This is a genomic window from Pseudomonas sp. MF7453, from assembly GCF_016405455.1.
In the GTDB taxonomy this organism is placed as follows: domain Bacteria; phylum Pseudomonadota; class Gammaproteobacteria; order Pseudomonadales; family Pseudomonadaceae; genus Aquipseudomonas; species Aquipseudomonas paralactis.
Genome location: NZ_JAEKCN010000011.1, coordinates 1 through 22,055 on the forward strand (window position 1 = coordinate 1; position 22,055 = coordinate 22,055).

At 57.8% G+C, this 22,055-nt stretch carries 30 protein-coding genes; 27 read left to right on the top strand and 3 right to left on the bottom strand.

Annotation, left to right across the window (positions count from 1 at the left end; translation table 11 throughout):
- Positions 1–131: 131 nt before the first annotated feature.
- From JFT63_RS17750 to JFT63_RS17775, 6 genes are all read left to right on the top strand, one after another.
- Positions 132–1,961 carry a hypothetical protein gene (locus JFT63_RS17750; RefSeq protein WP_198844403.1) on the top strand — a complete coding sequence of 610 codons (1,830 nt, stop codon included), beginning with the start codon at positions 132–134 and terminating at the stop codon, positions 1,959–1,961.
- Positions 1,962–2,410: 449 nt separating this feature from the next.
- A complete protein-coding gene (locus JFT63_RS17755) occupies positions 2,411–2,683 on the top strand; it encodes a GTP-binding protein (protein WP_198844404.1) in 273 nt (90 codons plus the stop codon).
- 20 nt (positions 2,684–2,703) lie between these two features.
- Positions 2,704–3,333: a DUF7673 family protein gene (locus JFT63_RS17760; RefSeq protein ID WP_198844405.1), complete on the top strand. Its 630-nt coding sequence runs from the start codon at positions 2,704–2,706 to the stop codon at positions 3,331–3,333.
- Between the two features lie 2 nt (positions 3,334–3,335).
- Complete coding sequence (locus tag JFT63_RS17765) at positions 3,336–3,587, top strand: hypothetical protein (protein ID WP_198844406.1); 252 nt, start codon at positions 3,336–3,338, stop codon at positions 3,585–3,587.
- Positions 3,588–3,712: 125 nt separating this feature from the next.
- Positions 3,713–4,021, top strand: a complete 309-nt coding sequence (locus JFT63_RS17770; protein ID WP_198844407.1) for a hypothetical protein — start codon at positions 3,713–3,715, stop codon at positions 4,019–4,021.
- A 353-nt stretch (positions 4,022–4,374) separates the two neighbouring features.
- A complete protein-coding gene (locus JFT63_RS17775; RefSeq protein ID WP_198844408.1) occupies positions 4,375–4,590 on the top strand; it encodes a hypothetical protein in 216 nt (71 codons plus the stop codon).
- Here JFT63_RS17775 and JFT63_RS17780 read toward each other — a convergent pair.
- Positions 4,563–4,820: an ogr/Delta-like zinc finger family protein gene (locus tag JFT63_RS17780; RefSeq protein ID WP_198844409.1), complete on the bottom strand. Its 258-nt coding sequence runs from the start codon at positions 4,818–4,820 to the stop codon at positions 4,563–4,565. The two genes, JFT63_RS17775 and JFT63_RS17780, sit on opposite strands and share 28 nt — an antisense overlap.
- A gap of 98 nt (positions 4,821–4,918) precedes the next feature.
- On the opposite strand from JFT63_RS17780, the gene halA reads away from it, so the two are divergent.
- The 4 genes from halA (at position 4,919) to JFT63_RS17800 (ending at position 8,071) form a co-directional block, all read left to right on the top strand.
- Positions 4,919–5,992: an anti-phage Hailong system effector protein HalA gene (gene halA, locus JFT63_RS17785; RefSeq protein ID WP_198844410.1), complete on the top strand. Its 1,074-nt coding sequence runs from the start codon at positions 4,919–4,921 to the stop codon at positions 5,990–5,992.
- Entirely contained in the window at positions 5,992–6,681 is a 690-nt protein-coding gene (gene halB, locus JFT63_RS17790) for an anti-phage Hailong system nucleotidyltransferase HalB (RefSeq protein ID WP_198844411.1), read from the top strand. Before halA ends, halB begins: the two co-directional genes overlap by 1 nt.
- 483 nt (positions 6,682–7,164) lie before the next feature.
- Entirely contained in the window at positions 7,165–7,458 is a 294-nt protein-coding gene (locus tag JFT63_RS17795; RefSeq protein ID WP_056782556.1) for a DUF3077 domain-containing protein, read from the top strand.
- A 292-nt stretch (positions 7,459–7,750) separates the two neighbouring features.
- Complete coding sequence (locus tag JFT63_RS17800) at positions 7,751–8,071, top strand: thioredoxin family protein (RefSeq protein ID WP_198844412.1); 321 nt, start codon at positions 7,751–7,753, stop codon at positions 8,069–8,071.
- 58 nt (positions 8,072–8,129) lie between these two features.
- Here the strand turns inward: JFT63_RS17800 and JFT63_RS29680 are convergent, their stop codons facing one another.
- Positions 8,130–8,972 (bottom strand): phage portal protein, encoded by an 843-nt coding sequence (locus tag JFT63_RS29680; RefSeq protein ID WP_332875260.1) that lies wholly within the window; start codon positions 8,970–8,972, stop codon positions 8,130–8,132.
- Positions 8,884–10,866 (bottom strand): terminase large subunit domain-containing protein, encoded by a 1,983-nt coding sequence (locus tag JFT63_RS17805; RefSeq protein ID WP_198844413.1) that lies wholly within the window; start codon positions 10,864–10,866, stop codon positions 8,884–8,886. Before JFT63_RS17805 ends, JFT63_RS29680 begins: the two co-directional genes overlap by 89 nt.
- 162 nt (positions 10,867–11,028) lie before the next feature.
- On the opposite strand from JFT63_RS17805, the gene JFT63_RS17810 reads away from it, so the two are divergent.
- The 17 genes from JFT63_RS17810 to JFT63_RS17890 all read left to right on the top strand — a co-directional run bounded on the left by JFT63_RS17810 (position 11,029) and on the right by JFT63_RS17890 (position 22,052).
- Positions 11,029–11,832, top strand: coding sequence for a GPO family capsid scaffolding protein (locus JFT63_RS17810; protein WP_198844414.1), 804 nt, complete (start codon positions 11,029–11,031; stop codon positions 11,830–11,832).
- Positions 11,829–12,875, top strand: coding sequence for a phage major capsid protein, P2 family (locus tag JFT63_RS17815; RefSeq protein ID WP_442963717.1), 1,047 nt, complete (start codon positions 11,829–11,831; stop codon positions 12,873–12,875). Before JFT63_RS17810 ends, JFT63_RS17815 begins: the two co-directional genes overlap by 4 nt.
- Positions 12,872–13,555, top strand: a complete 684-nt coding sequence (gene gpM / locus JFT63_RS17820; protein WP_198844416.1) for a phage terminase small subunit — start codon at positions 12,872–12,874, stop codon at positions 13,553–13,555. Before JFT63_RS17815 ends, gpM begins: the two co-directional genes overlap by 4 nt.
- 94 nt (positions 13,556–13,649) lie before the next feature.
- A complete protein-coding gene (locus JFT63_RS17825; protein WP_198844417.1) occupies positions 13,650–14,111 on the top strand; it encodes a head completion/stabilization protein in 462 nt (153 codons plus the stop codon).
- Positions 14,111–14,566 carry a phage tail protein gene (locus tag JFT63_RS17830; protein WP_198844418.1) on the top strand — a complete coding sequence of 152 codons (456 nt, stop codon included), beginning with the start codon at positions 14,111–14,113 and terminating at the stop codon, positions 14,564–14,566. Before JFT63_RS17825 ends, JFT63_RS17830 begins: the two co-directional genes overlap by 1 nt.
- Positions 14,547–15,020 carry a phage virion morphogenesis protein gene (locus JFT63_RS17835; RefSeq protein ID WP_198844419.1) on the top strand — a complete coding sequence of 158 codons (474 nt, stop codon included), beginning with the start codon at positions 14,547–14,549 and terminating at the stop codon, positions 15,018–15,020. Before JFT63_RS17830 ends, JFT63_RS17835 begins: the two co-directional genes overlap by 20 nt.
- Before the next feature lie 12 nt (positions 15,021–15,032).
- A complete protein-coding gene (locus tag JFT63_RS17840; RefSeq protein ID WP_198844420.1) occupies positions 15,033–16,148 on the top strand; it encodes a DUF2586 domain-containing protein in 1,116 nt (371 codons plus the stop codon).
- Positions 16,149–16,151: 3 nt separating this feature from the next.
- Positions 16,152–16,601 carry a phage protein gene (locus JFT63_RS17845; RefSeq protein WP_198844421.1) on the top strand — a complete coding sequence of 150 codons (450 nt, stop codon included), beginning with the start codon at positions 16,152–16,154 and terminating at the stop codon, positions 16,599–16,601.
- A complete protein-coding gene (locus JFT63_RS17850; RefSeq protein ID WP_198844422.1) occupies positions 16,601–16,993 on the top strand; it encodes a D-Ala-D-Ala carboxypeptidase family metallohydrolase in 393 nt (130 codons plus the stop codon). Before JFT63_RS17845 ends, JFT63_RS17850 begins: the two co-directional genes overlap by 1 nt.
- Positions 16,994–16,995: 2 nt before the next feature.
- Entirely contained in the window at positions 16,996–17,361 is a 366-nt protein-coding gene (locus JFT63_RS17855; RefSeq protein WP_198844423.1) for a DUF1353 domain-containing protein, read from the top strand.
- Positions 17,361–17,630: a hypothetical protein gene (locus JFT63_RS17860; RefSeq protein ID WP_198844424.1), complete on the top strand. Its 270-nt coding sequence runs from the start codon at positions 17,361–17,363 to the stop codon at positions 17,628–17,630. The genes JFT63_RS17855 and JFT63_RS17860 overlap by 1 nt, the downstream gene beginning before the upstream one ends.
- The gene (locus tag JFT63_RS17865) at positions 17,627–17,914 is read left to right on the top strand and encodes a putative phage tail assembly chaperone (RefSeq protein ID WP_198844425.1); all 288 of its coding nucleotides are present in this window, start codon (positions 17,627–17,629) and stop codon (positions 17,912–17,914) included. The genes JFT63_RS17860 and JFT63_RS17865 overlap by 4 nt, the downstream gene beginning before the upstream one ends.
- A 23-nt stretch (positions 17,915–17,937) precedes the next feature.
- Entirely contained in the window at positions 17,938–18,078 is a 141-nt protein-coding gene (locus JFT63_RS17870; RefSeq protein ID WP_198844426.1) for a DUF6890 family protein, read from the top strand.
- A 15-nt stretch (positions 18,079–18,093) separates the two neighbouring features.
- Positions 18,094–20,052: a phage tail tape measure protein gene (locus JFT63_RS17875; protein WP_198844427.1), complete on the top strand. Its 1,959-nt coding sequence runs from the start codon at positions 18,094–18,096 to the stop codon at positions 20,050–20,052.
- On the top strand, positions 20,049–20,366 hold the full coding sequence (locus tag JFT63_RS17880) for a DUF2590 family protein (RefSeq protein WP_198844428.1): 318 nt from the start codon (positions 20,049–20,051) through the stop codon (positions 20,364–20,366). The genes JFT63_RS17875 and JFT63_RS17880 overlap by 4 nt, the downstream gene beginning before the upstream one ends.
- Entirely contained in the window at positions 20,363–21,535 is a 1,173-nt protein-coding gene (locus tag JFT63_RS17885) for a baseplate J/gp47 family protein (RefSeq protein WP_198844429.1), read from the top strand. The genes JFT63_RS17880 and JFT63_RS17885 overlap by 4 nt, the downstream gene beginning before the upstream one ends.
- Entirely contained in the window at positions 21,528–22,052 is a 525-nt protein-coding gene (locus JFT63_RS17890) for a phage tail protein (RefSeq protein WP_198844430.1), read from the top strand. The genes JFT63_RS17885 and JFT63_RS17890 overlap by 8 nt, the downstream gene beginning before the upstream one ends.
- The last annotated feature ends 3 nt before the right edge of the window (positions 22,053–22,055 follow it).

The following is a 22,055-nucleotide window of genomic DNA, read 5'->3' on the forward strand; positions in this document are numbered from 1 at the left end:
AAAAGCCCCCGTGGCCCCAAGGTACCCAAGCCCAAAACATGGGTTAAAGGCACCGCGGTGAATGCGCATGTTTCAACGGACCGGATAATCAAGGCTGCCAAGACGAAAAGACCTTGAAAGGGCTGGCCTTTATGGCCGAAGCTGAATACCAAGGCCGTCTATTCACCGCCGAAAACACCGGCAAGCTCGCCTACCTGCTTTACCTGCGCAAACCGGTAGCGTTCTACCTGATGGAGTTTCGCAACCGTCTGTACTCCGCCAAGGTTGCGCAGCGCGACCTACACGACGACCTGGGCGAAGACAAAGTTGAAGGTAACCGCGAGACCTTCATCAAGCACGTGAAAATCAAACAGGTCGCCAACTGCATCCCCAACTTGGAGTACCTAGAAAAAGACATCATCACCAACGAGCAGCGCTACTTCTTCGACTTCCGCTTTCCCGACAAAACCCGCAGCTGCAAGGCACCGCTGGCCCCCAATGCCATCGCCGACCCCAGAAGTTTTGCCCGCTCACTGCTAGAGCAAACCCCCGGCGGAAACTTCGAAGGCGGCGAACCAGTGCTGGCGAACCTGCGTGACAAATGGCTCAACGACGAACACCGCCCGGTGCGCACTGTGCGCAGCCTGCCCTTCGTGGGTTACGACGAAACCACCGGCCTCTACTGCTACCCCACCTTCGGTTTTCATCAAGGTAAAGAGCTGGCGGTCAACGATCACGGCTTCATCGACATCGCCGGCAACGGGATAAAGACCTCCCTGACCAACTTCAAAATCGAACGTGCCCAAAACTTCGATCCTGAGTGGTTTGAGGATTTCCTGGCTGTAAACGGACTCAACGGCCTCGCAATCCTGTCCTGGTGGACCGCCACCTACTTTGTGCAGCAGATCGGTGAACAGCAGGTCTCGTTTCCGTTCATGGAGTTCACCGGCCAACCGGGAGCGGGGAAGTCCTCCCTGCTGCGCTTTCTTTGGCGGCTTACTGGACGCGAGAACTTCGAAGGCATCCAGCCTGGCGGTGCAGGTGCCAGCATGATCGGCCTGGCACGCACCTTCGGCGAAGTCAGCAACCTGCCGGTGATCCTGATCGAGTCCGACAAAGAGCAAATCGACAGCCAGGGCCGAAAAATCGTAGTGCAGTTCAACTGGGACGAGTTCAAAAAACTGTTCGACTACCACGCCACGCTTCGGGTAACCGGCGTAAAAAGCACCGGCAACGAGACTCGCGTCACGCACTTCCGAGGTGCCCTGGGCATCTCACAGAACCGAAGTGTCGAGGCCTCGGGGGCTATCCTGTCGCGCATCGTTGAGCTGCATGCCACCAAAGACCATCACTCGGCAGCCCTCAAGCCCCGTGCCGATCGCCTCAAAAGCATGAATGCCAAAATATTGGGTGGCTACATGCGGCGCTGCCTAGCTTGCGAGCAACAATGGCTAGCCCGTTACTTCGAAGCATTCCCCCACTGTGAACAACGCCTGCAAAGCGTGACCATCATTACCGAAGCTCGCATCGTGTTATGCCATGCTCAAGTCCTGGCTGCGGCCCACGCCACTCAAGCCCTGTTCCCAACCTGGACCGACCTCGACACTGAGAATCTGGCCAAACATTTGGAACAACGCGCGATCGCCCGCCAGCACCGCCTCGGCTCCGAACCCGCCGACGCCGCCACCTTCTGGCAGATCTACCACTACCTCAACGAACGTGTCGTCACCATCACCGACAGCAACGGCACCCGCGAAGAAAAACACCAAACCCTCAACCACAGCGCTGAACGCGGCGTGGTGGCCATCAACATCGAGCATTTTCAGGAAGCCTGCCGCAAAGCCGGCCAGGAAGTCCTCACACGCGCCCAACTGCAGCGCGCCTTACCGCAAAGCACCACCTACACCTTCATAGAAACCCGCAAGGCCTACTCCCGCATCGAACGCCGCACCATCAACTGCTGGATCTTCAAGACCTCTTAGCCAAGCGCTGAATGCTGGGCGATTTCGCCCCAGGGGGAAGTGTTGCCCGCGTTTTGGTGATGGCCCTGTGCGTTGAGCCGTTTTGTGTCTGTAATTTTTGAACTATTTAGGTATTTATAAATGAATTCAAAGACTTATAAAAAATCACTGCTGGAATGCCGGTGTAAGGTCTCGCACTACTTTTCATTCCACCCACATTCCATTCACCACCCCGCTCTTCAAACCTGCTGTACGCCTTTAACCACAAGGGCTCCAGCGCATTTACCAGTGCCTGATAGTTCAGCGCATTCCGTTCGCACTGCACTACATATTCGGTCAATCGCCTCTAGCAAAAACAGGGTTTCCAGCCCCCTCGCCACGCCAACAGTTCAAACATTCCAGCCCCATCAACCCCATGCGCAGAAATCCCTGCGCAAGCACTCCCCTGTCCACTGAAAAGGAGCTCCACCATGCCAATGCACGTCATCACCGGCCCCCGCGGTTCAGGCAAAACCCGCCGAATACGCGCCCTGCACGCCGAGCTGCAAAAACAAGGCCTGGCTACCGCAATCATCACCGGCAACGCCTGCACCACCCCTTACCTGGTGGCCCGCATCCAGCAACAGGCCGATTCCGGTGCACACCACTTCCTGGCCGACGACTGCACGCGTGAGCAGATCAAGGCGGTGCAGAACATCGACCTGCCCGACCACTTCACCCTCTACCTGGTTCGCCAGGCCTGACCCACCCAAGGAGCCACACCATGAACGACTCACTCATCGACGCACTCGCGGCAATCTGGACCTACCAAAAGAACCGTCCCCACGTCATCGATACCGGTATACAAGCCCTGCACCGGCTCATCCCGGCAGCGCTCAGCCGCACGCCAACCGGCAAGATAATCGGACTCTTTTTACTGGGGCTGTATGACGGCGCGACCTACCGGTTCGACCTAAGACAACTTCACAGGCTCAGCCTGCGCGAATTCGAAGACTGCCTGCGCGTGCTGGAGATGGACTACATGCCCGAGGTAGAAGTACACCAACGCATCGACGAAGGTGACAGCGTATGGCGAGAGCTGGCCGAGTTATGGCGAGCCCAGCCTTTGGAACTCATGGGCCGCTTGCCGCTGGCCCTGCGCGTTCCCGAGCTGTGCGCAAAGCGCCGCCAAGCAATCCAAGCCCAGGGCACAGAAGCCTTCGATCGCCTGCTGCAAGTCGCCGAGCGCCGCACCGGCCAAAGCCGCATCGTAGGTGTGTTCCTGATGAGCCTGATTCAGCACGCCCACTATCGCTTCAACCTCACCGACCTGCGCGGGCTAGACATCAAGCTCTTTGAAGACTGCCTGCGCGTAATACGCATGGACTACTTCACCGATACCGAGGCGGCCTAATCATGACCCTTCACTACAGCGCCAACGCCCTGATCGGCCACTTTAGCCTGCCCACCTGGTACGTCGAAAACCGCACCGCCGAAGACCTAGCCGAGTTGGCTGCGGCCGACCATTGGCGCGCCCACCCCGACAGCCGCCCAACCTTCGTCACCGTCGTGCATTTACACAACGTAGAAGGCCGCGACCTGGGATTGTTCGAAGTGCGCTGCGAACGCCAGCCCGTATTCACGGCCAGCGCCTTGCAGCAAGGCTGAAAAAGAGACGGTGCCGAGGAGTTCGCACCTCCCCGACACCTGCCACCACAAAAGGAGCCACACCATGCAAGCACAACACCTCCGCAGCAGCGGGCACAAGGCTACCACGGCCCGAGGACACCATCATGGATAAGCACATAGTCGCAATCTTCCCCGCCCGGCAGCGCCTGGGCAGTACCAGCCTGTGCATCGACGGGGAACTGGTGGTCGTGCCGAACGACCAACTCAAGCAAGCCCGCCAGCAACTGGGCCTACGCTCGGATGCACACTTACTGGGTGCCACCCGGTTATTGGAGTTCAACAGCGGGAATGCCCTGGTGCGGATTCCGCTGCCCGGCAAACAGGTGGTCACTGCGTTTGAAGGGGAAGACGGACAGCGCTTCTACGGCGTGGTCACCCTGGACGTCTTGAGCTACCACCTCAACCCGATGTGACGCTAACGCGTAGTACGAGTTGAAACAAGGGCACGCGGCGCCCTTGTTTTTGTAAGCAGATAACACAGTCAGGGAACCCCGATTTCTGCTGGAAATAGACAGAACCGTGCAGCCCGCCTCGCCATAACCCTCAATTTAGAGCCTTCGCGCTTTACGGACTTAAGACAAAATTTGTCAGCAGAACACATTCTGAATCAATGACAACATAGGCCAATGCGCGGGCTCAAGCATGCCTTTTCGTCGCTTGGCAGGGGATATTACCTACTTACATTTGTGCATCGGCAGGCCACTGGCGGGGAAAAAAACCTTCCATAAACTACTCGTCCAACGACATCGAAAAAGGACCTATCGTTGTGATCAATTCCAAAATCTGTACCACAGCATTGCGTGATGAATTTGAAGAATGCGGCCATAGCTTTGCGCTGATGGTGTACCTGTTAGGCGGTGACCTACAGCTTCCGCAGCGGGCAAGGTTGGCTCTGTTTGAGTATGGCGTGGCCCAGTTGGACCGCTTTGGACGCGCCGAGGCGAGGCTCCGTGATTACGTGGAGGATGCCACGCCCAGTTGATCGAACAGGTCCCGCTGCTGGACCTTCAAGCTGCGCAGGCGGTCGAACAGCAAACGGTCGACCGCCTGGGCGGAGGGGCTCAGGGTGTGGGAGAAGGTGAGGTTAGCTACCCAGGTGTGGCCGCAGTGAGGGGAGCTGCATTGGCAGTAGAGGCGGGCGAATTCCAAGGATAATTCGTCGCGGGAAACGATCCGTCCTTTCGCCCCGCAGATTTTACAAGAAACACGCATACCTACCCTCCAACCATATCCTGAGTATGGCTATCTCTATCACCAAACGTGATTTAAGAGATATCATAGGTTACTACCACCTCTCATGGAATGTGTAAATGACTGTAATGGAAGACGTACAAAGCCCAGTCACGTCAAATTCTCATAAAAGATCCATGTCGTGGTGGGACTCCCTTTATACCGGAAAGCCGTTGAAATTGAGTTCACATGGATGGGACTTTACAAACAACAAGGGCCCCTTCCAGCTGTTATTCACCGCCGCCACTTTGAAAAATTACACTGACTCGCTCGAATTAAGAAGATTCAGCTGTCGATCCATCAGCTTTGACAACTGTGACTTTGATGGAGAGTTCACCAGCGACGTTTCGAATGGTGACATAACGTTTGCAAAGTGTAATTTTTCCAGGTGCGACTTTGGCGGCACAGTATGGCGCGGCGTAAAATTCAACGAATGCAAGTTTGAAAGATGTTCATTTACTCTCGCAGAATTTGAGGATTGTAATTTTATTGAGTGCGCATGGGCTGACATTACGCTTTCCGGAACAGAGACCAAGCTACCTAATACATTGATTTCTAATCCGGATAAATTTATCAGCGCCGCTTATACAAACTTAAACAAAGAAATACTTTCCAGAAATAACACCAACCCCTCCTACCAAAAAATGAGGCTTGAGAGTACTAAAGCCACATTCTCACGAACACTTTTAAAAAATGCTGAAAGCCATGGCAATGAGGATGCTTACTATAACGCGCTCAAAACACACTTAAATCAATCACTTAAAAGTCGAGCGAAAAAAACAGCTTACGAGCTTTTCCTAGGAAAAGACATAATCAGTAATTTTTGGAGCTTCCTTGCGGCACTGCTAGAAATATTGCTCATAAATATAACAGGATCACTTAATAGCTGGGGTAAAAGCATCGCACGCCCGGCAATTATCGGTCTATCATTAACATTATTTTTTGGGCTTCTTTACGGCTACATTGATAAAAATTATGCCACAGGAATAATAAAGGGATTTGACATTACCTTTCTAGTTGGATACACAAAGCATTCCAATAATGATATTTCGCAGAATATGCAGGTGCTGTACGGAGTGAACGCTTTTTTTGGACTATGGTGGTACGCAATACTTGTACCAACCATAATAAATAGGATAAGCAGGGTCAATTAATGCCGATTATCTCTCTATCTGTATACGGTAGTCGCGCCCGTGAAGACCATTCAGATGAGTCGGACACTGACCTGTTCGCAATCACTGACGACGAGCAATATGAGATGATTATAGAAGGCAGCACAAATATTGCGTGCTACCCTCTAGATCAAGCAATTTCTCGAGCAGAGGGGGGCGACCTGTTTTTCCTTCACATTACTACAGAGGGAAAGCCAATATATGACCCTACAGGAGTGTTCCCAAAAATACAGAAGCATTTCTGCAAAAAACCTAACTACTCAACAGAAATAAATAATGCTAGCGATTTGGGCTACGCGCTGATAGCACACTCAGAGCACATAAATAACTATTACCTTCTTAACAAAAGGCTAGCCTGGTGTCTGCGCACAATTCTCATTGCCAAATCTGCCGAGATGAACCGACCGACGTTCTCCAAGGAAGGACTTAGCCGTCTATTCGATGATAAGACTTTAATTGATCTTATTTCACTAAAAGACTGTCAGGGCTTTGCCTCAAAAGCTTATCCACTGTTTCGTAGCGCATTTATTACTTACGGCGCACCGCCTAAAAAAGACCTTCCCAACGACATGAATGCTTTAGCAGACTACTTCCTGAAGAGCGAAAACACCATGGGCGTAAAAACTGCGAGACTCCTTAATCGGGATATCAACTCCGAGAGTTATGACTGAGTCAAAGTCAAACCTGCTTTAAGACCAGTTTTTTTTCAACTTACAACCGCACCCCTCGTTAAGCGCGTTTCAACATGGCCTTTTTTAAATTTATATTACATTAGTATCCCGACCTATTCCTGACACAATTAACACTCGTTCCCACATTGCTTTCAAATATCGGTCACGCTAAAATTCATGCGTCGCTGCTCATCAGCGACCGGGCCTGGAAACCCGTTACCGAGACGCACGCAGCGTCGTCAAGCAATCAGCAGGCGCTTTTTTTGTGCCTGCCGTTTGTGCTTTATGGCGGCCGTGTGCGGGAGACCTTCGTGTCTGCCGAGTTGTCTCTGTCTCGGTTTCCAGCCTGCGCACGGCTGCCACCCATCGCCTGGAATCGATGTGTGGCCGTCTCAGTTGGTCATCACAGAGGTTTCACACCATGCTTGATTACCGTAGTGCCGTCCGTCCCAATGCCGCCACCCTGTACGCAGGAGGTCAGCAATGAGCACCCCACCCGCAGAAGCCAAAACCATTGGCGCACAGACCTTCGCCGATTGTGGCGAGGAAAAAAGCCATCTGAAATTGTTTCGAGTCAATGCCGGGGTTCCTATTCTGGAAGCCTTGGAACACGCAGCACACGTGCTCTACTACGCAAAAATGCTCTCGCTTGAAGCCGCCATGGATCCCAAGGCGGAGAAGTTCGCATTTGCCTCGCACTACCTGTGTGAAATGGGCAAAGCGATTGTCGATGACCTGCTTCTGGCCATGCAACCAGGTGGGCCGCACCCGCAGTAAGTAGTTCGCGCCCGGTGCAGTGCATCGGGCGCCTGATAGGTGATGACTTTGAGTCTCCTAAGCAGACCTATCCAATCGGTCCCTCAAACGCTCTCCCTCACTCCATCTAACAGCGTCTCTGCGATCCTTTTCGCATAGTTCTATTCGCAATTGCACAGAGATCAATAAACTCTAAAAAACTGTCAACTTTCACAGTAGAAAATCTATACCTAAGGAGCCAAACTATCTTCAGTAAACCCTAATTATTTAGCGCTTGAACATATTAAGCCGACCACAATAAAGGACACTGAAAATGAGCATCCCAATCATCACCGACTCAAGCTTTGAGAACGAAGTTCAAAACTCGAAAACCCCTGTTTTTCTTTTCTTCGGGGCCTCATGGGACGCCCCAAGCAGAATGATAGCTTCTGTAGCTTCTGAAGTTGCGGTAGAGTTTAATGGAAGAGTTTTTGTAGGAAAGGTTGACATTGATGAATCTCCAAATTTAGCGACTAAGTTTGGTATTAGAAACTTGCCAACCCTGCTCCTTTTAAAAAATGGTAACGCAGTGAGTTCTAAGGTAGGTGCAATGCCAAAAACTGCGATTTCCTCTTGGATTACTTCGAACCTGTGAGCCATTTAAAGCGGGGCAAGCAACGCCCCGCAACTCCCCTCATTTTAAAAAAAGATAATCACTTTCTCCACTCAATTCGTCGATCGTTTCTCAAGCTCATATTCACTTGCAAAAACAACTGCCTAATCGGTCGTATCTCGTTATTCATATATACCCGATCAATCTTCTCCACATCCCCAAAACCCGCCGCATTTTCAGGCATGCACCCCGCCAGCGCCGGGTTCATCCGCCAGGCCGCGATCACGTCATTGCGCGTAATATTCTTGATCCGCTCAAACTCGTCCTTGGTCGCAATATCCCCCACGGGGATGATCTGAATCGCCTTATCCCCTCCCCCCGGTATGTTCACAAACAACGACCGAAAATTGCCCACGCCCTTACTCGCCCCGATCTGGCTCTGCATCCGCTCCTCATCCGCCTCCGACAGGTTCGGGTCGTTGGTGTAGAAGATGAACCCAGCATGCGCCCCGTTGTTGTAATACCGGCGTCGAAACAACGTAGCGGACTCGTTGAGCAACAGCGCATGCATCCCGCCCAGGTAATCGGGTACGCCGTAGATGTTCTGTTCCACGTCGTAGTCCATCACATGCTCCACTTTGTCCTCAGCAAAGTGCAGTTGCTTCCCACCGGGCAACAACATCCCAAACCCACCGCCGACCTTTCTACGCATGTTCAACGCTGGTAGATGCTGTAGTTCCAGCACCTGCCCCAACACGTTGGTTTTTCGCTGAAAGTAGGCCTCGCCGAACACCATGAAATCCAACGCGGCCCGGCCCATGGTCTGCGTACTGCACCCAGCTGAGGGCACGAAGTCACGCAGCAGCAAGTTGCGTTTGAAACGCGGGATGGTGCCGTGGTGGGCGTTGGCACGCAGCAGCTTGGCCAGCCCAGTGCGCGACACGGGCGGGGTGTAGAGCTGGCCGTCGTCGCTGGCGAACACGCCCATGTACTCGCCCAGGTTGCCGGTCAGTACGGACTCGGGCGCGCCGAAGCTGAACGTTCTTACCTTGGGGTGAAGGGGAGTGGCTGGTGGCTTGGGATCGTTCATGGCTGCCTTCGAGGGTTGACCAGCGGCTGCGCCGCTTCTTGTGGACGTTCAGGGGTTCGTGGGCCAGCGCGTGCATCACCGCCCAGGCGATGTCGGCGTGGCCCGTGGCGTCGGTGCGTGAGGCGCTGTAGGTGATCTGGCCGCTGGTGGTGGCGCCACGCTTGATGGTAAGGAAAGCGGCAGCGATGTCGTTCCAGCTGGCGTCCCATTCGATGCGCCGGCCCTGGATCGTGTCCTGGGCCTTGAGGACCAGTGTGTTTTTAGTTTCGAGGCTGTAGTGGATCGGCGTGGCACGCGGGAAGAAGTCGCGCACCAGGTCGAACACGCCGTAGCCCACGCCTGTGATGTCGATGCCGATGTGTTGCACGTTGAAGCGCTCGCACAGTTTTTTGACCTGGGCCGATTGGTAGGTGAACGAGTGGCCGCGCCAGGAGTGTTTTTCCAGGATGCGGAATTTGCCGCCCGGCTCCAGTGGCGGCGCCACCACCACACAGGTGGCATCGTCGCGGGTGCGGCTGGGGTCGTAGCCGATCCACACCGGCGTGTTGCCGAAGGGGCGCTCGGCTTTCGGGTTGAAGTCTTTCCACAGGGCCTGGTCTGAGTAGCAGCGCTCCAGGTCGGCCAGATTGAACGCGCTTTGGGTGCTGTCGATGAATTGGCACAGGTAGAGCTGTTCGAAGACTTCATCGGAGTTTTCCAGGCGCAGTTGTTCCAAGTCGAACAAGTTGCAACCACCCGCAATGGCGTCGTGGATGTTGATGATCTTGCGCCACTGCCCATCCGGGCACAGCGCGCCCTGGCGTAGCTCCGGTTCGCTGGGGAAGGCGTGGCCGGCCTTCTTGTGCCGGCCGCGCTTGAACGTATCGCCGGTCCAGAACGGGTAGGCCTGGTGGCTGACCGCGCTGGGGGTAGAAAAGAAGGTCTTGCGCCACTTTTTGTGAGTGGCCATTGCCCCGGCCAGACTGCTCAGCTTGTCAAAGTCACGAATCCAGAAGTACTCGTCGATGTACACATGCCCATGCGGCCCCTGGGCGGTGCTGCTGTTGGTGCTCATAAAGCGCAGCTCGGCGCCGTTGCTCAGGGTGATGGGGTTGCCGGTCAGCTCGATGCCGAACCAGTCCCGCGCAAAACCGACGATGTAACCGCGAAACAACTCCGACTGCGCCCGGCTGGCCGACAGGAACATTTGGTTGTCACCGGTCAGCACCGCGTCCATGAACGCTTCACCGGCAAAGTAATAGGTGAGCCCGGATTGACGGCACTTGAGTACGTTGCGAATGCGCCGGTTGAGCGGGTTCTGTTTGGCGGCGAACAGTTCCTTCTGGTAACCGAAGAGCTGGCTGGTGAATTTCTCCACAAAATCCACTTCAGTCAGCGCAGAAATATCATTCTTGACCGTCTTGGTTTTGCGCTTGGGTCGCTCGGCCTTGTCCACGCTGGACGTCGATGGAGCTACGGTCTTGCCGCACTGTTTCAGCAGCCGCTCGCGCAGCGTGGTGAGCCGGTCCAACTCATCCAAATCGACCTTGGCGAGCGTGCCCGATCGCTCCAGGATCAAGGTGATCCGCCGACTCACCGCCGTCAGCGGTTCCTCGTCCGTCAGCAACTCGTCCCAGCCGCCCTTGGCGATCCAGTAGTAAACGATACGCACGTTCGCCAGCTTGAGTTCGGCTTGAATTTCACGCGGTTTGCAGCGGCGCAGATAGAGCCGTCTGGCAGCGTCTTTGACTTCGTTCGAGTAGGGCATGAACGGCAGTCTATGCAGCCAAAACCCCACAAACCTGCGTCGCAAATCCTAAGAATTCCTACCCATTGGATATAGGAATAGCGCGCAACCAAAGCGTTTGTTCGGGCGGTTTTCGCTGCCTATCGTGGCGGCAACTGCAAACGAAGCCGAGCGATCAGCCCCATGCCCCGCACCCTTGTTTCTGATTGGAAACGTGTCGCCACCAGCGGCAAAACCGCCGACGGTCGCACGATTGATCCGCAGGACTTGCGCGACATGGCGGCCAGCTACGACCCGGCCACTTACACCGCCGTGATCTGGTTTGAACATATCCGCTACATGGGCAATTTCGGCAGCGTGGTCGAGGCAAAAGCCGAGGACCTGGACGGCGGCAAGGTTGCATTGTTCGCCAAGCTCGCCCCCAACGACAGGCTGCTGCAGCTCAACAAAGAAGCGCAGAAGCTGTTCACCAGTATCGAGATCCAGCCGCAGTTCGCCGGCACCGGCAAACCCTACCTGCGCGGCCTGGCCGTGACCGATGACCCGGCGAGCCTGGGCACCGAACCGCTGCACTTTTCCCGGCGTGCCGACGCGGGCAACTACTTCGCCTCCGTGGAGCCCCTGGACGACCTGCTACCGCCAGACCTGGGCGATGAATCTGCCCTCAACTTTGTCACCCGCTTGTTTCACCAGTTGAGCGGCAAACACACTCCCAAACACGAGACGCCCGCCATGGACCCAAAAACCGCCGAAGCCTTCGCCGCCGCCGTGGACAAACTCGACAGCGTGGCCACCCGCCTTGAACAGCTCGCACCCGCCCCGGTTGAGCCGCAAAAAACCGAAGTCACTGCCGAACAGTTCAACAGCCTTACAAGCTCGCTGGAAAAACTCCACGAGACGTTCAACACCGCGCTCAACCAAGGCACCGGGCACACCATCCCCCTCAGCACCGGCCCGGTCACCGAAGAACTGGAGCCCGTTTACTGATGAGCCAGCTCAGCCTTACCGCCCGCCAGCGCTACCACGCGCTGCAAACCCGCGTCGCCCAGACATACGGTGTGGGCAGCGCCCGCGAGGAGTTCAACGTCGAGCCCTCTTTGGCCCAAACCCTCAACGATAAAATCACGCTCAGCTCCGCATTTTTGCAGCGCATCAACGTGATCGGCGTCAGCGAAATCAAGGGTGAGAAGGTGATGCTGGGCGTCAACGGCACCGTCACCGGGCGCACCGACACCGATACCAAAGAGCGCGAGCCACGCAACGTATTGGGCCTCGACGGCAAGGGTTACGAGCTGCACGACACCCACAGCGATGTGACCCTGAAATTCGCCACCATCGACGCCTGGGCCAAGTTCAAGGACTTTGCCGAGCGCTACGCCGCCGTGCGCCGCCAGATCGCCCTGGACCGCATCATGATCGGCTGGCACGGCGTGAAGGTCGCGCCCAACACCGACCGTGTGGCCTTTCCGTTGCTGCAAGACGTGAACAAAGGCTGGTTGCAGATTGTGCGCGAACAAGCCGCGCAGCAGTTGCTGGTCGAGGGCGCGACCAAGGGCAAAATCTGCATTGGTATCGGCGGCGACTATGTGAACCTCGACAGCCTGGTGTTCGATGTGTCGCTGATGATCGACGAAGAATTCCGCGACGGCGGCGATCTGGTAGCGATCATCGGCCGCGACCTGCTGGCCCACGACAAGGGCAAGCTGTACGCCAAGCAAGGCCACACGCCCAGCGAGAAACAAAAGGTCGAGCTGGCCCAGGTGATCGACACCTACGGCGGCCTACCCTCTTACACCTGCCCGCATTTTCCGGCCAAAGGTGTGGTGGTGACCTCGTTCGATAACCTCTCAATCTACTTTCAGGACAGTTCGTGGCGCCGCTACCTGCTGGAAAACCCCAAGCGTTCCCGCGCCGAGGACTACAACAGCCGCAACGAAGGCTACGTGGTCGAGCAACTGGGCAAATTCGCCGGTATTGAAGCGGGCAATGTTGAGTTCGTCGAACCACCACCTGCGGAGCCCGAAGCATGAGCCTGGCCCTCAAGCATAAACAGCGCGTGCTCGAGCAGGGCCCCGTCGCAACCGATGAGGTCTACACGCCCAACACCGCCCTCGCAGGCCCCGCCAACGCCCAGAAGCACTTGGCGTTGATGAGTACGGCCTTGGCCGAAGACTGTGCCCGCTTGTCCGACCTGAACAACATGGGCGAACGCCAACGCCTCAAGCGTGACGAGCTGCTGCCCAAGTATTTGGACTATGTGCAGCGTTACCGAGAATCCGGCCTGAATCACCCCAACCCGGTGTTGATGCAGGTGTTGGTGTGGCTGTTCGACACCGAACAATTCGAGGCAGGCCTGGAGCTGGCCGACTTCGCCCTGCAGCAGGGCCAAGCCATGCCCGAGCGCTTCAAGCGTGACATCCCCACCTTTATCGCCGACGCACTGATCGACTGGGCCGAAGCCGAGTACGACGCCAAGCGCTCTCCCGAGCCCTACCTGTCGCAACTGCTACCGCGTGTGGACGGTGAATGGCAGCTGTTTGAGCGCATCCCGGCGCGCTACCACAAGTTATTGGGTGTGCTGGCGATGGACCAGAAGCAATGGGCCCAGGCCATCACACACTTCGAACGCGCCACCGCGTTGTACCCCGGCATCGGCGTGAAAACCCGTCACGAAGAAGCCACCAAAGCCCTGCGTCGCCAGGCTAACTGACTTACCCCCCCAGCGGGGGCCTGCCGAGGCCATTGCCGTGTGCAAATGACCACAAGCAGCCACCCCCGCGTTTTATTTGAGCGAGCCGTCATCCATGAGCTTTTCCGGTAGACCCACCCACCTGATTGCCGAACCGATCACCAATGACGGCTTCTGGCCCGACTTGGATGTGGCCGAATTTCAGCGCGGCTACCGGCTGCCGGCGGAGTACCTGGTGGAACTGTTGGTGGACGGCATCACCCTGGCCATGGGCGAAGTGAACCACGACCTGGCCCGGCGCAAAGCGCAGTGGCAAGTCGTCGGCATCTCCCACGTAGCGACCGCCGACCCCATGATTCTCCCGGAACGCACCTTCATGGCTGCCAGCTACAAACGTGCTGTTTACTGCCGCGCCAAAGCCTACCTGCTGAGCCAGTTCGCGACCTTTATCCGCCGCGAATCCGCAGAAAACCTCGCGAAAGAAGCCCCGGAAACCGCCGAGCGATTCCTGTCTTTCAGCCAGCAGGCGGTGCGCTTGCTTCAAGGCCGCAGCCGCGTCACAGCGCAGCTGATGTGATGGACAAACTCCGCGCCCTCACCCGCGACCTGCTGCAACGCTTCATGGTCGCACCCGAGCAATTCGACAGCTGGGCCGAACAGGTCACGCTCACCCTGGACTGGAAGCCCACCGCGCAAGGCTTGCACATGGGTGACATGCGCTACCGCGCTGTCATCGTGATCGCCCGCTTTGCCGACAACGCGGCGCGGCTCATGGCGCTGCTTGGCTCATGGCTTGAGGTGAACGACCCCGGCCGCGAGGACGATCAACTGCCCGCCCCTGTGATTGAGATCGATCAACTCACCCCCGATGCCGCAGACGTTGAGCTGCAACTGGACTTCATCGAACCGCTGCACTTGGCCGAAGCCGTCGACGGCGAGATTAACGCCTTCGGCAAACGCTGGGCCTTTATGCCGTATGACCTGTGGATCGCCGAGCAGGGAGCCGTCAGCCATGACCGCACCGATGATTAATGTCGACATTCGCGGGCTGATCGACGCTCAACAGCAGTTGCAGCTGCTGGCCCTGCCAGTGGCGAAGCGACGGCGCCTGTTGAACAACGCCAGCAAACGCTTGCGCACTCGCAACACCCGGCGAATCAGCGCACAGAGCAACCTCAATGGTTCGCCCTTCGCACCACGCAAGCAAAAGAGCCGACGCAAGATGCTGCGCCGTCTCAGCACGCGCTTGCAGGTGACCAGACTGTCAGCCGACGCCGCCACCCTCGGTTGGCGCCAACGTCGAAACGAGCGCATCGCCCGTGAACACCAGTTGGGCCTGTCCACCACGGTGACCACTACGCGCCATGGCAAACGGCGCAGCTGGAAGATCGATCTTCCGGCGCGCGACACCCTCGGCGCCGACCCGCAAGACATCCGCGAAATCATCAGCACCGTGTTGCAGCAAACCCTTAAATCGCCCAGGTAAAGAGGCCGTCCCATGGCTCAAGGTCAAGTCAGCGTTAATAATCTCAACCTCGGCCAAGGCTCGGTGACCGCGATTGAGCGCCACTTTCTGTTTATCGGCGCAGCGACCAAGAACGTCGGCAAGCTGTTGGCGCTCAACACACAGAGCGACTTGGACACCGAGTTGGGCGTGGCCGCCAGCGACCTGAAAACCCAGGTGACTGCCGCCCGCAATAACGGTGGCGACCGTTGGGCCTGCGCCGCCGCACCGCTGGCTGCCGATGGCGACTGGAAGGTTGCATTGGATCAAGCACAGAGCGCGGGCGTCTCCGTTGAGGCCGTAGTGATCACCAAGCCGGTGACCAACAGCGCCGATATCACGGCCATGCACACCGCTGCGGTGCACCTGACCAACCGTTACGGGCGCCGCGTGTTCATGCTGGCTGCCAGCGCTGGCATCACACCCGCGCAGGACTGGCCGGCGTACCGCGAGGAGCAGCGCGCACTTGTCCTTGATATGGCAGCGCCGCGCGTGGGGATCGTGCCGCAACTGCACGGTAACGACCTGGGGGTGTTGGCCGGGCGCCTGGCAAACGCCACCGTCAGCATTGCCGACAGCCCTATGCGTGTCGCCACTGGTGCCTTGGTCGGCCTGGGCGCCACGCCTGTGGATAAAGATGCGGTGCCGCTGTCGTCTGCGACCTTGGCCGAGTTGGACAAACTGCGCCTTTCGGTACCGCAGAGTTATCCGGATTACCCCGGTATGTTCTGGGGCGATGCCAACCTGCTCGACGCTACCGGCAGCGACTTCACCGTGGTGGAGAATTTACGCATCGTCGACAAGGCCGCTCGCCGCATACGCATTCTGCTGATCCAAATGGTGGCCGACCGCAAGGTCAACAACACGCCCAACAGCATGGCCAACACCTGCCTGAAACTCATGCGCCCACTGCGCGAAATGTCGCGCTCCGCGACCTTCGCCGGCAAGCAATTCCCCGGAGATATCCAGCCGCCCAAAGACGGCGATATCACCCTGGTATGGAACAGCCGCACCACCATCGAAGCCTACCTGCGCGTGCGCCCCTACAACTGCCCCAAGGACCTGACGGCGAACATCGCCCTGGACCTGTCCCTGGACGATGAGGAATAAACTATGGCCCGAATCAGCGGCATGAACTTCGACGTGAGCCTGGGCGACCTGCAGGTGCACATCGAGAAAGCCACCCTGGACATCACCGACAACAGCGCCGTCGCCCAAACCAAAGGTGTGCCGGACGGCTACGTGGATGGTGACGTGGCGGCCAGCGGCGAGTTCGAGCTGGACAGTGCCAACCTCGGCTTACTCATTCAGGCAGCGAACCGCGCCGGGTCGTTTCGAAAGCTGGAGCCCTTCGACACATTATTTTTTGCCAAAACCGCTACCGATGAATTGCGTGTGGAAGCTTTCGGTTGCCGTCTGAAGATGTCCAGCCTGTTGGATATCGACCCCAAGGGTGGACAGAAGTCCATGCACAAGGTCCCGTTCGACGTGACCAGCCCGGACTTTATCCGCATTAACGGCGTGCCCTATCTGGACGCCAGCGAGATCGAGGGCCTGCGCTAATGAACGACAGCCCCTGGCCGAACTTTGCCTATTCCGAATTGCGTTGCCGCTGCGGCGTATGCGACAGCACAGGTCGTGAGATGGAACCTGCTTTTATGACTCGCCTACAACGGCTACGTGACGCCTTTGGCCGCCCCATGCCATTAGCGAGCGCCTACCGCTGCGCACGTCACCCCATCGAAGCCAGCAAGACGGCGCCGGGCGAACACTTCGACGGCCGAGCGGTGGACGTGCGTTGCCGTGGCGCCGATGCGCTGGCATTGCTGCGCCTGGCGTTGCCCCTTGGGTTCAACCGCATAGGCATCCACCAGAAAGGCCACGAGCGCTTTCTGCATCTAGCCATAAGCCCTAACGGCGGTCGGCTGCCCAGCCCTGCGATCTGGAGCTACTGAACATGCCCTTTGAAAGTCATCTGGAACTGCGTCACCGCCCGGGCCATCGCCGCTGGGAAGTGATCCTGCCACTGGACTACACCACCCGCGACGGTCGACAGATCAGCGTGCCGGTGGGTGCGCTGTCGGACCTGGCCAGCTTTCCACCGTTTGTGCGCGGCCTGCTCGACGCCCAGTGCCCGACCGCACGTAGACCGGCCGCCATCCATGACTACATCTACACGCATCTGACCCACCGTTTTAACAAGCGCGAGGCCGACCAGATCTTTTATGAAGCCCTGTTGGACGAAGGCACCAGCGACGCACTGGCCTGGCTGATGTGGCAAGCCGTGCGCTTCGGCGGGCGCGGTGCCTGGGGGCGGCCTTGATGGAAATGTCCCCGCTGCATATCAGCGTCATGTTGCTGCTGACCGAACTGGTCCTCACCTGGGTCGCCGGCTTCCAGATCTACCTGTTCCGCCAAGTCAACGCCGCACGGCGCGAAAACCTGGAACTGCGCATTGAGATGGCCACGCACAACGGCCGCCTAGAAGCCTTCGACAAGGCATTGGACAAGCTCGAACACCGCTTTGAAAAACGCCTTGAGCAGTGTCTGGACACCTACTTTTCCAACCTCAACCAAAGGGCCACGCCATGAGCGACCGCCGCGACATCACCCTGGAAATCGGCGAACAGGAATTCACTTTCACCCTGGCGCCTCAGGACGTGACCAAGTACTTCAACGCGGTGACGCCCAACAACAAGGTGGCACCATCCAACAACCTGCTGACCACCACTGTGCTGCCCGCCCACCTCGACGCGCTGCGCCCGCTGCTGCGCAACCCGGTGCTGACCATGCAACTGGCCGGCACGCTACTGGAGGAATACGGCCCAGACGTAGAAATCGTCGTAAAAAAGCCCTCGGCCGTGCTGACCGCCTGAGCGATGACAGCCTTGGCCAGCTCATGGCCCTGACCGAACGCTGGCTACCCGGCGCCGAGCCCACCGCCGACAACCTGGGCACCGCCAAGTGGCTGGAAGATGAGCATTGGAAACGCATGGAAATCGCCGTGGCGAACGGGATTGCCATGGCTTTGAATGGTTGAGCAACGGACTTACTGATGAGCGTCACCACCACCCGCAAACTCGACTTCATCCTGCGCCTGGTAGATCGCGTGAGCCAGCCCCTGGGCAAGGTTAAAACCAGCTTTAGCGATATGGCGGCACAGGGACAGAAGGGTCTTGTTCAGATGGGGGTAGGCATGGCCGGCATGATCGGCGCCGCGCATGCGCTCAAAGCGGCAATGGCGCCTGCGTTGGGTCAAAACGCCGCGCTGGGCGAGGTGGAAAGTTTGGGCGTGGCGGCGGATGCCCTGGAGCTGCTGAACCGCAAATCACTGCAATTCAGCATTGCTTACGGCGAGAGTGCCACCAGTTTTGTGCGCTCGGCCTACGACATTCAAAGCGCCATAGCCGGGCTCACCGGCAATCAGCTGGCGGTATTCACCCACGCCTCCAACGTGCTGGCCAAGGCCACCAAAGCCGACGCGGCCACGGTGACCAGCTATGTCGGCACGATGTACGGCATTTTCCAGGAGCAGGCCGACGCTATGGGCAAAGCCGCCTGGGTAGAGCAACTGACCGGGCAAACCGCCACCGCCGTGCAGATGTTCAAAACCACCGGCCAAAGCATGAGCAATGCCTTTACCGCGCTCGGCGCCAGCGCAGCATCGGCCGGGATTCAGGCAGCGGAACAGATCGCTATCCTCGGCACGCTTCAGGCGACCATGAGCGGCGGCGAGGCTGGTACCAAGTACCGAGCCTTCCTCGCCGGAGCCTACGGCGCCCAGGCCAAGCTTGGGTTGTCATTTACCGACAGCCAGGGCCGGTTGCTGCCGATGCTCGACATCCTGGACAAGCTCAACGCCAGGTTCGGCGAATTAGATGCAGCTGAAACCGACTTGATCAGCAAAGCATTCGGCGGCAAACAAGCTATGGGCTTGATCACCCAACTGCTGCCTAAAACCGCTGACCTGGCTAACAGCATCGACCAACTGGGCAAGGTCAACGGAATGGAGCAGGCCATGAAGATGGCCCAGACCATTGCCGATCCGTGGGAACGCTTCGAACACGCGATCCTGGCCGTGCGCATTGCCTTCGGCCAGAAACTGTTGCCAATCCTGAACCCGATCCTTGAACGTCTGGCCACGGGCGGCTCGTCTGTGGTGCGCTGGACCACTTTATTTCCCAACCTGACCCGACTCATCGGCCTGACCGCTTTGGCCATCCTCGGACTAACCGCGACGGTTGCGCTGCTGACCTTTGCGTTTGGCGTCTGGCGTACCGCCGCTATTCCGGTGATTGCGCTCTGGAAGCTGCTTGGCCTGGTGGCCTGGCGCAGCGTCGGCGCATACCTGATGCAGATCTTGCTGGTGACACTCTACGTCGCGGGACTGGCCTCGCTGGTGCTGTGGTTCGGTCTGGTCAAAGGCGCGATGCTGCTGTGGCAGGCGGCAATCTGGCTGACCAATGCCGCTCTGTGGGCCAACCCGGTGACCTGGATTGTGCTGGGGATCATCGCGCTGGCGGCGGTAATCATTACCGCCATCTACTTCTGGGAAGAGTGGACCGGTGCCTTGATGGACACCGCCGCGTTCCAGTGGATCAGCGAACAGCTGACGGCATTGTCCGACTGGTTCGACTCGATGGGCGGTTGGTCAGGCATGGCTAAAGCCGCTTGGAATGGAATCACAGCCGTCTTCCACAACGCCATCAATGGTTTGATCGCCCAGCTCAACAAAATCCCAGGCGTGGATATCAAGGCGCAATTCGGCGAACTGCCAGCCGGGCCAAACCTAGACAGTCTCGACGCGGCGCAGCGCGCTCAGCGGACGATTAACGCGGCAATACCTTCCCTTTCACCCACCCATGCCACCGCCGTGCCGTCGGGCGGCTTGCTCACCAGCATCCAGAGCACCACCACCCAGAACCGGGGCACCCATGTGGAGAAAATCGAGATCCACACCAACAAACCCATGACAGCCCACGAACTGGAAGGGCTGATGGGGATGGCCGGATGAGCGACTACGTGGACCTGCGGATTGCTGGCAATGACCTGGTGCTGGACCCGTCCAACCAACCATTACTGATCGACGACCGCGCCAGCATTGCCCAGGACATCGCCCACATGATTCGCGATAGCGGCTTACTGGTCACGCTGGTGGCCGAACGCGACCCGCTGCGTCAGCGCGATTGCCTGCAACAGCTGGAACTCAAAGTGGAAGCGGATGAACGCTTGGTGCCGGGCACGGTGCGGATCTTGCCGCAGGCACTGGGCGTGTACCTGGTGACGGCAACCACCGTGAAATTTGGCGATGTGAAGGTGACCATGTGAGCGCCGACTTCAAGCAGGCGCTACGTGACGCCGGGATCCCAACCAACGAGGCCGAGCTGAAAAAGGCCTGGGAAAAGGAAGCCGCCGCACAAGGCAGCAAAATCAGCAACACCAGCGCCTATTCGCCATTCTGGCGCATCGTGACGGCGTTGGTGACCACGCCAGTGCTGTGGTTGATCCAGTTCCTGGTCGACACGGTGCTGCCCAACTTCTTCGTGAAAACCGCGGTGGACACTTGGCTGGATATGCTCGCCTGGGCGGTGAACGTTGAACGCAAGGCCTCGACCAAAGCCCAGGGCGTGTTGCTGTTTACCCGGTCTTCCGCAGCCGGTGCACTGGAAGTGCCCGCAGGCACACGGGTTCAGTCAGCAGCCATTAATGGTCACGTCTATGAGCTGGTCACTACCCTGCCCGGCACGTTCGCCGACGGACAATCGCAGCTGACTATTGCGGCCGAGGCGATTGAAGCTGGCAGCGGCTTCAACTTGGCGCCCGGTTATTACGCGATTCTGCCAGTACCGGTGCCAGGGATTATACAAGTGGTGAACGCAGACGATTGGATGACCCAGCCCGGCGCGGACTCCGAGCCCAACGACCAACTGCGCCTGCGCGTGCGCAACCAGTTTTCAGCGGTGAATCAGTACCACACCGACGCCGTATACCGCGCCATGATCACCTCGTTCCCCGGCGTACACCCGGACGGCGTGTACTTCGAACATGGCGCGCCGCGTGGCCCCGGCAGCGCAAACGCTTTTGTGTTGTTCGACGCAGGCGTGCCCGCAGACGAATACCTGGCGCGTATCAACGCCTACATCCGCGACGCCGGCAACCATGGTCACGGCGACGATCTGCTGGTGAAGGTCATGCCCGAGACCGAACATTCGCTGCAACTGAAGCTTTGGCCACGTGCGCACCTTACCCAAGAGCAACGCATTCAACTGACCAAGCAGGTCGAGCAATTCATCCGTGCCGCCTTTCGGGAAAGCACGCCAAACAATTACCAGCCCACTCTGACTTATCCACAGTCGCGGTTTTCATTCAGTCGCCTGGGCGAGGAGCTGCACGCGCAATTTCCTCGTATTGAGTCGTTGCGCTTCACCAACGCCGATATCCTTTCCGAGCTCAATATCCCGAGGATTAAAGCTTTGGAGGTGCAGCTCGATGCTTAAGCTAAAGCTGCCTTTTTGGCTTAACGCCGGCGAGCTGGCCAAGCTCCGAACCGCTGCTCAGGCCTGGTGGGAGACCATCGAATGCTGGATGCAATGGCCCTTGCTGCAAATGGATCCGGAGCGCTGCCACCTCATCATCCTTGATCTGCTGGCTTGGCAGCGCGACATCACGCGCTTTCGCGGCGAGCCGGAAAGCCTGTATCGCCTGCGCGTGAAATTCGCCTTTATCAACTCGGTCGACGCCGGTTCTACAGCAGGGCTGATGCGGATCCTCAATCGCCTGGGCGTCGGCTACGTGGAAATCGAAGAACGCGTGCCCGAGCGCGATTGGGACGTTGTGGTGCTCAAGCTCAGTGACTCGCAGCTCTCGGACAACCCCGAGCTGCTGCGCGTGATCGTGCAGCAATACGGGCGAACATGCCGCCGCTACGACTTTGAAACCATTACCCCAGTCACGCTGCTGATGACCATGGCCGATTTTAACGATGACCAGCAAACGCTGGTTGCCACGCTGTAGGAG

Bases quoted from the DNA above. Each gene is read 5' to 3' on its own strand.
- JFT63_RS17770 (WP_198844407.1), top strand. From the start codon at position 3,713: ATGGATAAGCACATAGTCGCAATCTTCCCCGCCCGGCAGCGCCTGGGC.
- JFT63_RS17865 (WP_198844425.1), top strand. From the start codon at position 17,627: ATGAGCGACCGCCGCGACATCACCCTGGAAATCGGCGAACAGGAATTC.
- JFT63_RS17845 (WP_198844421.1), top strand. From the start codon at position 16,152: ATGGCCCGAATCAGCGGCATGAACTTCGACGTGAGCCTGGGCGACCTG.
- halB (WP_198844411.1), top strand. From the start codon at position 5,992: ATGCCGATTATCTCTCTATCTGTATACGGTAGTCGCGCCCGTGAAGAC.
- JFT63_RS17755 (WP_198844404.1), top strand. From the start codon at position 2,411: ATGCCAATGCACGTCATCACCGGCCCCCGCGGTTCAGGCAAAACCCGC.
- JFT63_RS17780 (WP_198844409.1), bottom strand. From the start codon at position 4,820: ATGCGTGTTTCTTGTAAAATCTGCGGGGCGAAAGGACGGATCGTTTCC.
- JFT63_RS17855 (WP_198844423.1), top strand. From the start codon at position 16,996: ATGCCCTTTGAAAGTCATCTGGAACTGCGTCACCGCCCGGGCCATCGC.
- JFT63_RS17890 (WP_198844430.1), top strand. From the start codon at position 21,528: ATGCTTAAGCTAAAGCTGCCTTTTTGGCTTAACGCCGGCGAGCTGGCC.
- JFT63_RS17810 (WP_198844414.1), top strand. From the start codon at position 11,029: ATGCCCCGCACCCTTGTTTCTGATTGGAAACGTGTCGCCACCAGCGGC.
- JFT63_RS17880 (WP_198844428.1), top strand. From the start codon at position 20,049: ATGAGCGACTACGTGGACCTGCGGATTGCTGGCAATGACCTGGTGCTG.
- JFT63_RS17825 (WP_198844417.1), top strand. From the start codon at position 13,650: ATGAGCTTTTCCGGTAGACCCACCCACCTGATTGCCGAACCGATCACC.
- JFT63_RS17750 (WP_198844403.1), top strand. From the start codon at position 132: ATGGCCGAAGCTGAATACCAAGGCCGTCTATTCACCGCCGAAAACACC.
- gpM (WP_198844416.1), top strand. From the start codon at position 12,872: ATGAGCCTGGCCCTCAAGCATAAACAGCGCGTGCTCGAGCAGGGCCCC.
- JFT63_RS17800 (WP_198844412.1), top strand. From the start codon at position 7,751: ATGAGCATCCCAATCATCACCGACTCAAGCTTTGAGAACGAAGTTCAA.
- halA (WP_198844410.1), top strand. From the start codon at position 4,919: ATGACTGTAATGGAAGACGTACAAAGCCCAGTCACGTCAAATTCTCAT.
- JFT63_RS17860 (WP_198844424.1), top strand. From the start codon at position 17,361: ATGGAAATGTCCCCGCTGCATATCAGCGTCATGTTGCTGCTGACCGAA.
- JFT63_RS17840 (WP_198844420.1), top strand. From the start codon at position 15,033: ATGGCTCAAGGTCAAGTCAGCGTTAATAATCTCAACCTCGGCCAAGGC.
- JFT63_RS17835 (WP_198844419.1), top strand. From the start codon at position 14,547: ATGACCGCACCGATGATTAATGTCGACATTCGCGGGCTGATCGACGCT.
- JFT63_RS17765 (WP_198844406.1), top strand. From the start codon at position 3,336: ATGACCCTTCACTACAGCGCCAACGCCCTGATCGGCCACTTTAGCCTG.
- JFT63_RS17760 (WP_198844405.1), top strand. From the start codon at position 2,704: ATGAACGACTCACTCATCGACGCACTCGCGGCAATCTGGACCTACCAA.
- JFT63_RS17830 (WP_198844418.1), top strand. From the start codon at position 14,111: ATGGACAAACTCCGCGCCCTCACCCGCGACCTGCTGCAACGCTTCATG.
- JFT63_RS17795 (WP_056782556.1), top strand. From the start codon at position 7,165: ATGAGCACCCCACCCGCAGAAGCCAAAACCATTGGCGCACAGACCTTC.
- JFT63_RS17870 (WP_198844426.1), top strand. From the start codon at position 17,938: ATGGCCCTGACCGAACGCTGGCTACCCGGCGCCGAGCCCACCGCCGAC.
- JFT63_RS17875 (WP_198844427.1), top strand. From the start codon at position 18,094: ATGAGCGTCACCACCACCCGCAAACTCGACTTCATCCTGCGCCTGGTA.
- JFT63_RS17850 (WP_198844422.1), top strand. From the start codon at position 16,601: ATGAACGACAGCCCCTGGCCGAACTTTGCCTATTCCGAATTGCGTTGC.
- JFT63_RS17805 (WP_198844413.1), bottom strand. From the start codon at position 10,866: ATGCCCTACTCGAACGAAGTCAAAGACGCTGCCAGACGGCTCTATCTG.